The 13,416-nt window shown below is 73.3% G+C and carries 11 protein-coding genes and 1 pseudogene; 5 read left to right on the top strand and 7 right to left on the bottom strand.

Going from position 1 to position 13,416, the window contains the following annotated elements:
- Positions 1 to 147 precede the first annotated feature (147 nt).
- Both FB457_RS01710 and FB457_RS01705 read right to left on the bottom strand, forming a co-directional pair.
- Positions 148 to 1,086: a DUF1444 domain-containing protein gene (locus FB457_RS01710; protein ID WP_145780553.1), complete on the bottom strand. Its 939-nt coding sequence runs from the start codon at positions 1,084 to 1,086 to the stop codon at positions 148 to 150.
- A gap of 111 nt (positions 1,087 to 1,197) precedes the next feature.
- Positions 1,198 to 1,569, bottom strand: a complete 372-nt coding sequence (locus FB457_RS01705) for a DUF192 domain-containing protein (RefSeq protein ID WP_047017778.1) — start codon at positions 1,567 to 1,569, stop codon at positions 1,198 to 1,200.
- A 136-nt stretch (positions 1,570 to 1,705) separates the two neighbouring features.
- Between FB457_RS01705 and FB457_RS01700 the strand changes: the two genes are divergently transcribed.
- On the top strand, positions 1,706 to 2,434 hold the full coding sequence (locus tag FB457_RS01700; protein ID WP_145780551.1) for a prepilin peptidase: 729 nt from the start codon (positions 1,706 to 1,708) through the stop codon (positions 2,432 to 2,434).
- Between the two features lie 282 nt (positions 2,435 to 2,716).
- On the opposite strand, the gene mgrA is transcribed toward FB457_RS01700, so the two are convergent.
- Positions 2,717 to 3,754: an L-glyceraldehyde 3-phosphate reductase gene (gene mgrA / locus FB457_RS01695; protein ID WP_078898420.1), complete on the bottom strand. Its 1,038-nt coding sequence runs from the start codon at positions 3,752 to 3,754 to the stop codon at positions 2,717 to 2,719.
- 117 nt (positions 3,755 to 3,871) lie between these two features.
- Between mgrA and FB457_RS01690 the strand changes: the two genes are divergently transcribed.
- The 4 genes from FB457_RS01690 to FB457_RS01675 all read left to right on the top strand — a co-directional run bounded on the left by FB457_RS01690 (position 3,872) and on the right by FB457_RS01675 (position 9,051).
- A complete protein-coding gene (locus FB457_RS01690) occupies positions 3,872 to 4,651 on the top strand; it encodes an isoprenyl transferase (RefSeq protein ID WP_047017781.1) in 780 nt (259 codons plus the stop codon).
- 311 nt (positions 4,652 to 4,962) lie between these two features.
- Complete coding sequence (gene phoH2 / locus FB457_RS01685) at positions 4,963 to 6,276, top strand: RNA 5'-3' helicase PhoH2 (protein ID WP_047017782.1); 1,314 nt, start codon at positions 4,963 to 4,965, stop codon at positions 6,274 to 6,276.
- Between the two features lie 416 nt (positions 6,277 to 6,692).
- Positions 6,693 to 7,418, top strand: coding sequence for an aggregation-promoting factor C-terminal-like domain-containing protein (locus tag FB457_RS01680; RefSeq protein ID WP_047017783.1), 726 nt, complete (start codon positions 6,693 to 6,695; stop codon positions 7,416 to 7,418).
- A 202-nt stretch (positions 7,419 to 7,620) separates the two neighbouring features.
- The gene (locus FB457_RS01675) at positions 7,621 to 9,051 is read left to right on the top strand and encodes an AI-2E family transporter (RefSeq protein WP_145780549.1); all 1,431 of its coding nucleotides are present in this window, start codon (positions 7,621 to 7,623) and stop codon (positions 9,049 to 9,051) included.
- A 38-nt stretch (positions 9,052 to 9,089) separates the two neighbouring features.
- Here the strand turns inward: FB457_RS01675 and ahpD are convergent, their stop codons facing one another.
- The 4 genes and pseudogenes from ahpD to FB457_RS01655 form a co-directional block, all read right to left on the bottom strand.
- Entirely contained in the window at positions 9,090 to 9,623 is a 534-nt protein-coding gene (gene ahpD, locus FB457_RS01670) for an alkylhydroperoxidase, AhpD family (RefSeq protein ID WP_145780547.1), read from the bottom strand.
- A 99-nt stretch (positions 9,624 to 9,722) separates the two neighbouring features.
- A pseudogene (locus tag FB457_RS01665) lies at positions 9,723 to 12,119 on the bottom strand (ABC transporter permease).
- Positions 12,116 to 12,832 carry an ABC transporter ATP-binding protein gene (locus tag FB457_RS01660; RefSeq protein ID WP_047017787.1) on the bottom strand — a complete coding sequence of 239 codons (717 nt, stop codon included), beginning with the start codon at positions 12,830 to 12,832 and terminating at the stop codon, positions 12,116 to 12,118. The pseudogene FB457_RS01665 and the gene FB457_RS01660 overlap by 4 nt, the downstream one beginning before the upstream one ends.
- The gene (locus tag FB457_RS01655; RefSeq protein ID WP_145780546.1) at positions 12,829 to 13,353 is read right to left on the bottom strand and encodes a PadR family transcriptional regulator; all 525 of its coding nucleotides are present in this window, start codon (positions 13,351 to 13,353) and stop codon (positions 12,829 to 12,831) included. Before FB457_RS01655 ends, FB457_RS01660 begins: the two co-directional genes overlap by 4 nt.
- Positions 13,354 to 13,416: the final 63 nt, after the last annotated feature.

Genomic DNA, 13,416 nt, shown 5'->3' with positions numbered 1-13,416 from the left:
CGGTCTTCGCCGGTTCTCCGGCCCACCACCGTAGGCCGGGTTCCGCGCGCGTACCAGGGGCGCTCGGGGTGCGTCGAGAAGCGTTGGCCGGCGGGCCGCCGGCGGGCCGCCACCGGGTAACTCCCGTGCGCTCCCCGGGTGTCGGGCTCAGCCCTCGATGAGCCGCTCCAGCACCGCCTGGAACTCCCCGTCCACCATGATCTTGATGCCGTCCTCGTCCATCGCGCTGAGCCGGGTCAGCACACCGGCCCGCCACCAGTAGACGTCCGGCGTGATCCGCCCGACGCCCTCCTCGAAGCCGGCCGCGGCGAACTGCGCGAGGGTGTTGAGGCCGGCTATCACGTGCCGGTCGCGGATCGCGTGGAACGCGAGCTGGTGCCGGAACGGCATCGCCACCAGCGCCCCGTCGGTGCTCAGACCGCGGCCGGTGATGCGGGGCACCAGTTCGTCCAGCATCAGCACGAGGCTCGCCGTGAACATCGACTCGCCCATCACCACGTCGACGCGGGCGCCCTCCTCCTGCTCGATCGTCTCGTGCGCCTCGACGCGCAGCCGGCGCAGGTTGTCCAGCGCCCGCGCCCGCAACACGGCGACGTCGCCGAAGGGCTCCAGCGACGAGCGGGGGAGGACCATGACGCTCTCGGGGAGGTCGAGCGCCAGCACCTCGCGCAGCCCCTCGGCGAGCGGCCGCGCGTAGTCGAAGCCGTCGGAGCCGGTCATCTCGTCGGGCAGCAGTCGCGGGTAGAGCTGGGAGCGGAACTTCTCCGCCGGCATGGTGTCCAGCACCGAGGGCCCTTCCATGGCCCGCAGCATGATGCCGATGTGGCGGCGGGTCAGCTCGGGCCAGACGCGCGGCCCGCGGGTGTCGTTGTGGCAGACCGCCGCCAGGTTGCCCAGGCCGAACCGCCGGCCCGAGCTGTCGGTCACGGCGTCCGCGCCGACCGTCACCTCGAGACCCTGCTCGGCGAAGGCCGCGTGGACCCCGGCCCGGAAGCGGGCGCCCTCGTCCTCGGAGAAGAACTCGAACGAGGCGTCGCGCGTGGTGTCCCGCCCGTCGCGGCGCGGCTTGCGACCGAATATCCCCACGGTGGTGCCCCCTGTACGTCCGTACGCCGTCCGCGCCGCGGCCCGGCGTACGGGCCGCGATCACGGTCGTTTTCGATCGTAGCGAGCGCCACTGACGCTCCCGCCGCCCGGTCAGCCCGCCCCCGCCGGGGCGGGGCCGACGCCCAGGCGCACCCCGGGCCGGATGCCCCAGCCGGCGAACGCGCCCGCCTCCGCCTCCAGTACGTGCCGGGCCCGCAGCCGGGGGCGGCCGAGGCGTCCTGGCGGCATGGTGCGTACGGCCAGGACCGTCAGCCGGCGGTCGAGATACGCGACGTCGATGGCGAAGCGCATGCCGAGGGTGTGCACGCCCTGGGCGGGGGTGAGGAGGAGGGCGCCGGCCAGTCCTTCGCGGCCCAGCAGGCCGCGGCTGCGCCGGGCGAAGGAGGACGCCACCTCCAGCGGCAGCGGGTCCGTGCCGGTGCCGACGGTGAGCGTGGCGGGTCCGTCGGGCCAGGTGGGCATGGCGGGCCTCCCCCCGAGGTGTCGCTACGGGCCGGGAGCCACCCCGTACGGTCCCCGGCCCCGGCCCCCGGGCCGCCACCGTACCGCCGCCGACCCGCCCCTGCCCCGCCCGCGGGAGCGCCGTTAGGCTCACCCCGTGCTCGCCGTCCTTCTCGTCGTCCTCGCCGCCGGCTACGGTGCCGCCGCCGGGGCCCTGCTGCCCCGGGCCGCCTACCGGCTCTCCGTGGCCGCCGACGAGCCGTGGCGCGACCGCTGTCCGAGGGACCACCCGCTGCCGGGCTGGGCCGGCCCGGCGACGTGCAAGGAGTGCGGCGGCAGCCCCTACGGGCTGCGCGTCCGGCTCCCGGCCACCGCGACCGCCGCCGCCTGCGCCGCGCTCGCCGCGGCCACGGGTCCCGAGCCGGAGCTGGCGGTCTGGCTGCTGCTGGCGCCGTTCGGGGTGCTGCTCTTCGCCGTCGACCGGGCGGTGCGGCGGCTTCCGGACGTCCTGACGCTGCCGCTCGCGGGGGCGGCCGTTGTGCTGCTGGGGGGTGCGGCGCTCGTAGGAGGCGCGGGATCGTGGACGCGCGCCCTGCTGGGCGGCCTCGCGCTGGGGGCGATCTACTTTCTGCTCTTCTTCCTCAACCCCGCCGGCATGGGCTTCGGGGACGTGAAGCTGGCGCTCGTGCTGGGCGTCGCGCTCGGCTGGTACGGCTGGGACGTGCTGTTCACCGGCTCGTTCGCCGGTCTGCTGCTGGGCGCGGGCTACGCGATCACCATGCTGGCGGCCCGCAGGGTCGGCCGGAAGACGGGCATTGCGTTCGGCCCCTTCATGATCGTCGGGGCCTTCGCGGGGCTCGTCGCCGGCGGACTGGCGGCCGGCTGAGCGGCGCGGGGACGGGTCTGCCCGTACGCCCCGCACGCCCCCCGAACCCCTCCCGTGAGCCGCGAACCGCCTCGTGCGAGTGACCTGATCGCAGCGGAGTTCGTATACGGAACGTCACCGTGCGAGCACTTTTCGAGGTGACCCGTCCGTTCCGGTACTGAGCACCCCTCACCCTGGGTTATGGTGGAACTCCCCCCCTCGGGCCGGTCCGTATCCCCCCCACGGACCGGCCCGTTCCCTTTCCTCCGGACGGCACCGCCCGGCGCCCTCCGGTACGGGCTCTCAGCCGCGTCCGGCCCAGATGTTGACGCCGCTCGTCGTCTTCGCGAACCCGTCGATCTCCGCCAGCTCCGCCGCCGTCAGCTCCGCCGCGCCCAGCGCCGCGACGTTCGCCTCCAACTGCGCCACGCTCGACGCGCCGATGAGCGCCGACGTCATCCGCGGGTCCCGCAGCACCCAGCCCAGCGCGAGCTGCGCCAGCGACTGCCCGCGGCCGCGCGCGATCTCGTTCAGCCCGCGCAGCCGCCGCACCACCTCGTCCGTCAGCAGCTCCGGATCCAGCGACTTGTTCTGCGCGGCCCGCGAGTCCGCCGGGATGCCGTCCAGGTACTTGTCGGTCAGCATCCCCTGCGCCAGCGGCGCGAAGGAGATGCAGCCCATGCCCTCCGCCTCCAGGGTGTCGAGGAGTTCGTCGTCCTCGGTCCAGCGGTTGATCATCGAGTACGAGGGCTGGTGGATGAGCGGCCGTACGCCCATCTCCCGCAGCAGCCGGGCGGCTTCGCGGGTCTGCTCCGCGGTGTACGAGGAGACGCCGACGTACAGCGCCTTGCCCTGCTGCACGGCGGACGCCAGCGCGCCCATCGTCTCCTCCAGCGGGGTGTCCGGGTCGTAGCGGTGCGAGTAGAAGATGTCGACGTAGTCCACGCCCATGCGGCCGAGCGACGCGTCCAGCGACGACAGCAGGTACTTACGCGAGCCCCACTCGCCGTACGGACCCGGCTGCATCAGGTAGCCCGCCTTGGTCGACAGCACCAGCTCGTCGCGGTACGGGCGGAAGTCGGCCGCGAAGATCCGGCCGAAGTTCTCCTCCGCGGAGCCGGGCGGCGGGCCGTAGTTGTTCGCCAGGTCGAAGTGGGTCACCCCGAGGTCGAACGCGCGGCGCAGGATGGCGCGCTGCGACTCCAGGGAGCGGTCGTCGCCGAAGTTGTGCCAGAGACCGAGGGAGATCTCCGGGAGCTTGAGGCCGCTGCGACCTGTCCGGCGGTAGGTCATCGCGTCGTAACGGGTGTCTGCTGGCAGGTAAGGCAAAAGACTGTTCACAAAACCTGCCTATCACGAACCCGGTGCGCCCCTGTGACAGGACTGTGGCATAGCGGGCAGTACTGTGGCGCCTTCCGGGGGGTGTTCCGAACGTACGACGGAAGGGCTGAACGCCGGATGACCTGGCGCGGCATCGTGTATCGCGTTTACGAGAAGCGCCTGGAGCGCCGTCTCGACCCGGCCCGTGTGCCCAAGCACATCGGCGTCATCCTGGACGGCAACCGTCGCTGGGCCCGCGCCGCCGGGGGCACCACCGCGCAGGGCCACCAGGCCGGCGCCGAGAAGATCCACGAGCTGATCCGCTGGTGCCGCGAGACCGACGTCGAGGTGCTCACGCTCTGGCTGCTCTCCACCGACAACCTGGACCGGCCGGAGCCCGAGCTGAACCCGCTGCTCGCCATCATCGAGGAGGCCGTCTCGGGCGTCGCCGGGAGGGGCGGCGCGCAGGTGCACCACGTCGGCAACCTCGACCTGTTGCCGATGCGCACCCAGCGGGTCCTCAAGGAGGCGGAGGAGGCCACCCACGACGTGGTCACCGGGCCCGGCAGCGGGGCCGTGCTGGTCAACGTCGCCGTCGCCTACGGCGGCCGGCAGGAGATCGCCGACGCCGTCCGCTCGATGCTCGGCGACGCCGCCGACCAGGGCAGGACGCTCGCCGACGTGGCCGAGACCGTCGAGGTGGAGCACATCGCGCAGCACCTCTACACCCGCGGCCAGCCCGACCCCGACCTCGTGATCCGCACCAGCGGCGAGCAACGGCTGTCCGGGTTCATGCTGTGGCAGTCGGCGCACTCCGAGTACTACTTCTGCGAGGTCTTCTGGCCCGCGTTCCGCCGCGTCGACTTCCTGCGCGCCCTGCGCGACTACGCGGCCCGCCACCGCCGCTTCGGCGGCTGAGACCCCCGCTGCGCACGCTTTAGCACGTATCCACCGTTACGGCCCCTCGGCGACAGGCATTGCATGCCCCGGGGCTCGCGAGGGAATATCCGTGCTAGCAGGCGGTCCACCGCACCGCCCGCCCGGGAGGGCCCTTTGCACCACGTGCCGCATCACGAGGTCCGTGCGCAGCGCACCATCGCACGTACGGACGGAGCGGAGGGCCGGGGCCCGGTCCTGCGCGCCCGCGTGGCCCGCACGGGTCCGGACGCCCGGCCCGATCCCCGCGACTCCGTCGCGTGCCGACCTCATCCGAGGGGGTTCGTCCATCCGTGGTGAACAGCAAGAAGCCTGACCGGCGCACCTATGTCCTCGACACGAGCGTCCTGCTGGCCGACCCCATGGCCATGGCGCGCTTCGACGAACACGAGGTGGTGCTGCCCGTCGTGGTGGTCACCGAGCTCGAGGCCAAGCGGCACCATCCTGAGCTGGGCTACTTCGCCCGCCAGGCGCTCCGCCAGCTCGACGAGTTCCGGATCAGGTACGGCCGCCTCGACGCCCCGATCCCGCTCGGCGACCTCGGCGGCACCCTCCGCGTGGAGCTGAACCACACCGACATCGGGGTACTCCCCGCCGGTTTCCGGCTGGGGGACAACGACTCCCGCATCCTGGCCGTCGCGCGCAACCTCCAGGCCGAGGGGCAGGACGTCACCGTCGTCTCCAAGGACCTGCCGCTGCGCATCAAGGCGTCGTCCGTGGGCCTCGCCGCCGAGGAGTACCGGGCGGAGCTGGCCATCACGGACTCCGGCTGGACCGGGATGGCCGAGCTGATGCTCAGCGGCGAGCAGGTCGACGAACTCTTCGCCGCCGAGGTCGTCTCGGTGCCCGAGGCGGACGACCTGCCGGTGCACACCGGGCTCGTGCTGCAGTCCGAGCGCGGCCGGGCCCTCGGCCGGGTCACCCCCGACGGGCGGGTCCGGCTGGTGCGCGGCGACCGCGAGGTCTTCGGGATCCACGGCCGCAGCGCGGAGCAGCGGATCGCGCTCGACCTGCTGGTGGACGAGGACGTCGGCATCGTCTCGATGGGCGGGCGGGCCGGTACGGGCAAGTCCGCGCTGGCGCTCTGCGCGGGCCTGGAGTCGGTGCTGGAGCGCCGGCAGCACCAGAAGGTGATGGTCTTCCGCCCGCTCTACGCCGTCGGCGGTCAGGAGCTCGGCTATCTGCCGGGCACCGAGGCCGAGAAGATGAGCCCGTGGGCGCAGGCGGTCTTCGACACCCTGTCCGCGGTCACCTCGCGCGAGGTGATCGAGGAGGTCATCGCCCGCGGCATGCTCGAAGTGCTGCCGCTGACCCACATCCGGGGCCGCTCGCTGCACGACGCGTTCGTGATCGTCGACGAGGCGCAGTCGCTGGAGCGGAACGTGCTGCTCACGGTCCTCTCGCGGATCGGGACGAACTCCCGCGTCGTACTCACCCATGACGTGGCGCAGCGGGACAATCTGCGCGTCGGCCGCTACGACGGGGTGGTGGCCGTCGTCGAAAAGCTGAAGGGGCACCCGCTCTTCGCGCATGTGACGCTCAACCGCTCCGAGCGGTCGCCGATCGCCGCGCTGGTGACCGAAATGCTGGAAGAGGGCCGGGTATAACGGGATACTGCTCCCCGTGCTTCTTCCCGAACGTGTGAACTGGGCGCAGCAGCGTAGCTGTTGCGCCCAGTGCTGCGCACGGGTTTCCGTCAACAGCGAGGGGCAAACGCGGTGTGAGCTTTCCCACTGGACGGGGAATTGCGTCCGGGTGTCCGTCTCCGGCAGAGTCTGGGACTCGTCAGGCCCTGCGTACGGCCCCGCACCGACCCCGGTGCAGCACGACTCAACTGAACAGAGCCGCCGTACGCCGCCCGAGCGCTGTAACGGTCCCCGCGGACGCGGGGGCTGCCGGGCCCGCGCCTCCCGTGACCAGTCGGTCCGCCACAGTCGGCGGTCCGGAACAAGGGGAGGCCAGTGTCAGGGGCAGGGACGCGTCCGCGAGGTCACCGAAGCGGGCGATGCTGGAAGGACTTTGTGTGAGCCGGATTTCGGTCCGGGGTTTCGCCGTGGCTTCCGCCACCGCGGTCACCTCTGTCGGCGCTGTCGTCGGCGTGGCCACGGGCGCGGAGAAGGGCGACGACTCGACGGCCAACGTCGAGGCGACCGCCGCCGACGCGACGCTCCTCGCCGACGTACCCGCTGGCGCTTCCGCCCAGGTGCAGACCGCCTCCCTCACGGAGCAGGCGGACGCCCAGGCGGACGCCGCACACACGGACGCCCGTAAGGCGGCCGAGGAGGCGGCACGCAAGTCCGCCGCCCAGGCCGCGGAGGAGAAGAAGGAGGCCGCAGAGCGCAAGGCGGCCGAGGAAGCCGCCGAGAAGGAGCGGGAGGCCGCGGAGGCCGCCAGCCGCTCGGCCGCGGCCGAGTCGGCGTCCGCCGACGCGGGCGACTTCGCTCCGCAGTCGTCCTACTCCGTCGCCGATGTGCAGGCCATGGCCCGCCAGATGGTGCCGGCCGACCAGTACCAGTGCTTCAGCAACATCGTCGACCACGAGTCGGGCTGGGACTACACCGCCACCAACCCGAGCTCCGGTGCGTACGGGCTGATGCAGGCGCTGCCCGGCGAGAAGATGGCCTCGGCGGGCGCCGACTGGCAGACCAACCCCGCCACCCAGATCGAGTGGGGCCTGAGCTACATGAACGACCGCTACGGCAGCCCTTGCGGCGGCTGGGAGTTCTGGCAGGCCAACGGCTGGTACTGAACCCCGGCATCCCGCGCCCGCGCGTACGTGAAACGCCCCCGGCTCCGCCGCCGGGGGCGTTTCGCATGGGTACGGAACCGCCGCTCCGGTCCAGCACGTCGTAGATGACCGGAGCAGACCGCTCCCGTATGCGCGGGCCGTGTACGGTCGTGCGGGTGACGGACGGGACTGCGGCGGGACCGTAGGCGGCGTGAGGACTTCTATGTCGAAGATGACGGACTGGCTCGGCGGGGTGGGCGAGCGGGCCAGCCGGATGGCGGAGCGGCGCCGGGCCGCGGCCGCCGCTGCTGCCGCCGCTGCCGGTGCGGGGAAGCCCGCGGCCGGGGAGGCCGCCGTCGAGGACGCCCCCCAGGACGCCCCCCAGGACGTGGTCGCGGAGCCGGCCGCCGCCGCCCGGCCCCCGGGCCCGCCGCCGCGTCCCGCGCCGGCCAGCGTGGTGCCGTGGGGGGTGCGGGTCGCGGCCGAGGTGGGCTGGCGGCTGCTGGTCCTCGCCGGCCTGATCTACGTGCTGATGCAGATCATCAGCGTCGTCAGCCTCGTCGTCATCGCCTTCGCGGTCGGCCTGCTGGTCACCGCGCTGCTCCAGCCGACGGTCGCGCGGCTGCGCCGCTGGGGCTTCAGCCAGGGGCTCGCCACCGCCACCACGTTCGTCGGCGGCTTCGTCGCGATCGGCCTCATCGGCTGGTTCGTGGTCTGGCAGATCATGGAGAACATCGACGATCTGACCGACCGCATCCAGCAGGGCATCGACGACGCGCAGGAATGGCTCATCGACGGGCCGTTCCACGTGCAGGAAAAGCAGATCAACAACATCGGCAACGAGATAAGCGACTGGCTGGGCGAGAACTCCAGCGAGGTCACCTCCGCCGGCCTCGAAGGCGTCTCGTACGTGCTGGAGTTCTTCTCCGGCGCCGCCATCGCCGCGTTCGTCACGCTCTTCCTGCTCTACGACGGCGAGCGCATCTGGCGCTGGTGCCTGAACTTCGTGCCCACCGACGCCCGCGACGCGGTGGCGGGCGCGGGGCCGAAGGTGTGGGCCACGCTCACCGGGTACGTCCGCGGCACGGTGCTGGTCGCGTTCATCGACGCCGTGTTCATCGGCATCGGCATCTTCATCCTCGACGTGCCCATGGCCGTCCCGCTGGCCGTGCTGATCTTCCTCTTCGCGTTCGTGCCGCTCGTCGGCGCGCTGGTCTCCGGCGCGCTCGCGGTGGTGGTGGCGTTCGTGACGAACGGGCTCGTCACCGCGCTGCTGGTGCTCGGCGTGGTGCTGCTGGTGCAGCAGATCGAGGGGCACGTCCTCCAGCCGTTCATCCTCGGCCGCATGGTGCGGGTGCACCCGCTCGCGGTGGTGCTCTCGGTGGCGATCGGCACGCTCGTCGCGGGCATCCCGGGCGCGGTGGTGGCGGTGCCGCTGATCGCGGTGCTCAACACGGCGGTCGGATACCTCAAGGCGTACCACCGGGAACACGCGGCGGATCCGGGGCCGCCGCCGTACGGGTCGACGGTCCTCGAGATCTCACCGGCCACGCCGACCGACGCCCCCGCGCCCGGGTCGGACGCGGAGACGGCGGAGGCCGCGGCGGCGACCCGGCAGGGCCCGGAGGCCAAGAGCGGCGACCCGAAGGGCTGACGCACCGGCTCGTACGGGGCGCCGGTCGCCGGCCGCGGTCAGCCGCCGAGCGCCTCCTGCGCGTCGAGGACCGTGCCGGCGGCGTGCACGAGCGCGGCGACCTTCAGCGCCTCCTGCACCGTCTCCCGGTCCGCGCCGGTACGCCGCAGCGCGGCCTCGTGCTCGTCCAGGCACGCCCCGCAGCCGCCCACCGCGGACACGGCGACGCACCACAGCTCGTAGTCAGCCTTCGGCACGCCCCGGGCCCCCAGCACGTTCGTCCGCAGCCCGGTGCGCAGATGGCCGTAGCCGGGGTCGGAGAGCAGGTGCCGGGCGCGGAAGAAGACGTTGTTCGCCGCCATCGCCGCGGCGGCCGCCCCCGCGGCCCCGTACGCCTCGGGCGTCAGCCGCCGCCGCGCCTCCGGCGCGACCGCGCGCAGCACGGGGGCGGAGCGTACGGCGATGGCGCAGGCCAGCAGGGCGCCCCACAACTGCCGCTCGGGCAGCCGCCCGTCGTCGACGACGGAGGTGAGGTTGCGGCGCAGGTCCCCGGCGTAGCCGGGGAGGGCCGACTTGAGCGCGTCGAGTGCCACGCGCCCGACCCTACAGAACGGACGGACCCTAGCCCCGCGGTCCGTACGGGGCCGGCCCGGCGCGCCCCCCTATGACGCGCGCCCGGCCGGTCCCGGTCCCTATTCGGTGCGCAGCCCGTCCGGGCGCATCAGCCGGATCAGCAGCGGCATGCTCAGCGCCGTGACCGCGGCGACGACCCCCGCGCCCGCGCCGGCCATCAGCAGCACGGACGTCCAGTCGACCGCGACGGGTGTGGCCGTCATGCGCAGCAGCACCGTGCCCAGCACGAGCCCGAAGCCCATCGACAGGGTCATGCCCAGCGCCACCGGGATCGCCGTCTGCCAGAGCACGGACAGGCTGAGTGTGGAGCGCCGGGTGCCGAAGGCGACCAGCGACGACAACAGCTTGCGGCGCTCCCGCAGTTGTTCGAGCTGGCCGACGAGCAGGCTGCTGCCGATCAGCACCAGGACGCATGCGGCGCCCACCGCCAGCCCGGTGCGGATGCCCGCGAAGTCCTCCTCGACGACCTCGCTGGACAGCGTGTGGACGGAGAGCAGCGGGTCGAGGCCGTCGACCACGTTGCGTACGCGCTCGGCCGCGTCCGGCACGGCCGGGTCGAGCCGCACGTCGACCCAGGCGTTGAAGACGCCGGAGTCGTGGACGTCGGGGACGGCCCCCGGGGTGGAGATGATGCCGTCGTACAGGTTGCCGTCGCCGTCGCGGAGGGCCTTGGCCGGCCGGGTGCCGGCCGGCGGGGTCCAGGCGAGCGCCTTGCCCGGCATGCCCTCGTACGACGGGTTCAGATACAGCGGGTCGCCGTCGGCGATCATGCGGCGGACGTCGGCGCTGCCGTAGGTGTCGGTGAGGCGGAAGACGTCGCCGTCGCGGCAGTCGGGCAGCTTCGCCAGCGTGCGCAGCTTCGCGCAGGAACCGACGGTCAGCGTGGCGAAGTTCTCGGGATCGCGCGCGGTGTCGGCCACCTCGACGGTGATCCGGCTGACGGTCTCCCGGACCCCCTCGGCGGTGGCGACCCGGTCGCCCACGCGGAGGTCCTGCCCCGCGTCGACGTAGATGCCGAGCTAATATCTGGAGGTGTCGTTGCCGGTCGGCCTGCTGTAGTCGTCCTCGACGCCGGCGAAGACCATCTGCAGTGCGATGGCCCCGGCGACGGCGACCGCGATGCCGTTGACCAGCCGGGCGGCGGTGCCGCTGCTGAGCTGGAGTCTGCGCACGGCCAGTTGCCAGGACGTCGGCCCGCGGCCGAGGCGGGCGACCACGGCCTCGACGAGCCAGGGCAGCAGCGCGGTGATGCCGGTGAGCAGCAGGACGGTGCCGCCGATGACCTGCCACTCGGGGAACGCTCCGGCGTCCTCGCCCCGGCCCATCATCGGCGCGAGCAGGCCCAGTCCGAGGGCGGGCAGCAGCAGCCGCCACCAGATGCGCCGCCGGCGGGGCCGCGCCGACCGTACGACGCCCAGCGGCTCGATGACGACGCCGCGCAGCGCGAGCAGGGTGACGCCGACCGCCGCGGCGGGCACGGCCGCGGCGACCAGCAGGGCGAGCGCCGGCGAGGGGTTCAGGTCGGAGGTGAAGACGCTCATCCCGTAGACCGACACGGCGCCCGCGAGCTGCCTCCCGGCGAGGAACAGGCCCGCGCCGACCACGAGTCCGAGCAGCGCCCCCGCCAGCGCCTCGCCCGCGGCGATCCGGCGCACCGCGTGCCCGTCGGCGCCGACGAGGCGGAGCGCGGCGAGCCGGCGGTCGCGGCGGTCGCCGCCGAAGCGCACGGCCGCGATGAGGAAGACCGCGACGGGCATGAGCAGGGCGACGAACACGATCATGGCGAGCAGCAGCAGCACCGGGTCCATGCCGCCGCCGTCCCCGTCGTCGCCGAAGGCGGCGATCCGGCTGACGTTGACGTCGGCGGCCTCGATGGCGTCGCTGCCCGCGTAGTACACGAGCTCGCCCGGGTCGCTCAGGCCGGTGTCGGCGACGGTGCCGGCGATGCCGTAGTCCAGGCGCTCGCGCAGCAGGTCCGCGTCGCCGTCGTCGAGCCGGTCGGCGAGCGCGGGGGAGACCACCATCTCGCCGGGCTTCGGGAAGGCGTCGAGCCCGGGGGGCAGCGGGGCGCCCGGGCCCTCGGGGCGCAGCAGCCTGCCGCGGACCATGGTGCCCTCGTACTCGGTGTCGACGTTGCCCATCAGGAGGGTGCCGCCCCCGTACTCGGCGTCGGACGCGAGGACTTCGCTGCGGGCCAGCTCCCGCTCGTCGCGGTTGGCCAGGGCGCCCGGGACGGCGGTGGTGAGCAGCAGCAGCGCCACCCCCAGGCCGACGCCGACCGCGGTGAGCACGGTCCGCATCCAGCCCTCGCGCCCGCCGCGGAGCGCGAAGGCCAGGCCCATCCGCAGGTCGTCGGCCCAGACGCGCAGCGTGCCGCGGGGGTCGGGCGGCGGTGGGCCCGCGGAGTGGGGCGGGCGGGTGCCGCGCTTCTTCTCGGCGTACGTCACGTCGCTCATCGGCCGGCCGGCTCCAGACTGCGGGTGCGCCCGTCGCGTACGACGATCTCGCGGTCCGCGTACGCCGCGACCCGCGCCTCGTGGGTGACCAGGACGACGGCCGCGCCGCTGTCCTGCGCGGCGTCGGTGAGCAGTTCCATGACGCGCTCGCCGTTGAGGGAGTCGAGCGCACCGGTCGGCTCGTCGGCGAAGATCACCCGCGGCGTGGTCGCCAGCGCGCGGGCGACCGCGACGCGCTGGCCCTGGCCGCCGGAGACCTCGCCGGGCCGCTTGTGCGCGATGTCGTCGACCTCCAGCCGCTCCAGCCACGGGCGGGCGGCCCGCTCCGCGTCCCGGCGGCCGAGACCCGTCAAACGCAGCGGAAGGGCGACGTTCTCCACACAGGTCAGCTCGGGTACGAGCTGGCCGAACTGGAAGACGAAGCCGAACTCCCGGCGGCGCAGGGCGCTGCGTTCGGCGTCGGAGAGCTCGGCGAGGTCGCGGCCCGCGTACGTCACGGTGCCGGCGTCGGCCGGGACGATGCCGGCGAGGCAGTGCAGCAGCGTCGACTTGCCGGAGCCGGAGGGGCCCATGACGGCGACGGTCTCGCCGGCCGCGACGGCGAAGTCGGCGCCGTCGAGCGCGGGGGTGCCGGCGTAGACCTTGCGCAGGGCGGTGGCGGTGAGGATCGGCGCCGGCTCGCCGAGCGGTCCCGGGACGGGTGTGGTGCTCATGCGCGTACCTCCGCGGCGAGTTTGCCGAGGCGCGCGGCGGTCAGCTCCAGCCACCGCAGGTCGGCCTCGAGGTGGAACAGGGCGTGGTCGCAGATGAGCTGGTCGGCGAGGTCGCCGCCCTTCTTGCGACGGGTCAGCTCGCGCATCAGGCGCAGATGCTCCGCGCGCTGCACGTCGAGGAGTTCGACCGCGTCGCGGCCGGTGAGCAGCGCGAGGACGACCTTGGTGTACAGGGTCGACTGCAGGTACGGCTCGGGCTTCTCCGGGGTGGCGAGCCAGCCGGCGACGTCGGTGATGCCGGCGTCGGTGATGGCGTAGCGCTTGCGCTCGGGGCCGCCGCCGGGCTCGATGCCGTCGACCTCGACGAGGCCGTTCTTCAGCAGCCGGGACATGGTGGAGTAGACCTGCCCGTAGTGCAGCGGGCGGTCGTGCCCGAAGCGCTCGTCGAAGGCGCGTTTCAGGTCGTAACCGTGGCGGGGGCCCGACTCCAGGAGCCCGAGGAGGGTGTGGCCGATCGTCATGCCGAGGACTCTACACCGTGTGTATACGTACTGTGTATAGACGGGGTGTGTAGTGCCTCACCG

The organism is Streptomyces sp. CNZ287 (genome assembly GCF_007827615.1).
The sequence above is the reverse complement of the archived record's forward strand: the minus strand, read 5'-3'. Positions and strand labels throughout refer to the sequence as shown.

Bases quoted from the DNA above. Each gene is read 5' to 3' on its own strand.
- FB457_RS01705 (WP_047017778.1), bottom strand. From the start codon at position 1,569: ATGCCCACCTGGCCCGACGGACCCGCCACGCTCACCGTCGGCACCGGC.
- FB457_RS01660 (WP_047017787.1), bottom strand. From the start codon at position 12,832: ATGAGCACCACACCCGTCCCGGGACCGCTCGGCGAGCCGGCGCCGATC.
- FB457_RS01655 (WP_145780546.1), bottom strand. From the start codon at position 13,353: ATGACGATCGGCCACACCCTCCTCGGGCTCCTGGAGTCGGGCCCCCGC.
- FB457_RS01675 (WP_145780549.1), top strand. From the start codon at position 7,621: ATGTCGAAGATGACGGACTGGCTCGGCGGGGTGGGCGAGCGGGCCAGC.
- FB457_RS01690 (WP_047017781.1), top strand. From the start codon at position 3,872: ATGACCTGGCGCGGCATCGTGTATCGCGTTTACGAGAAGCGCCTGGAG.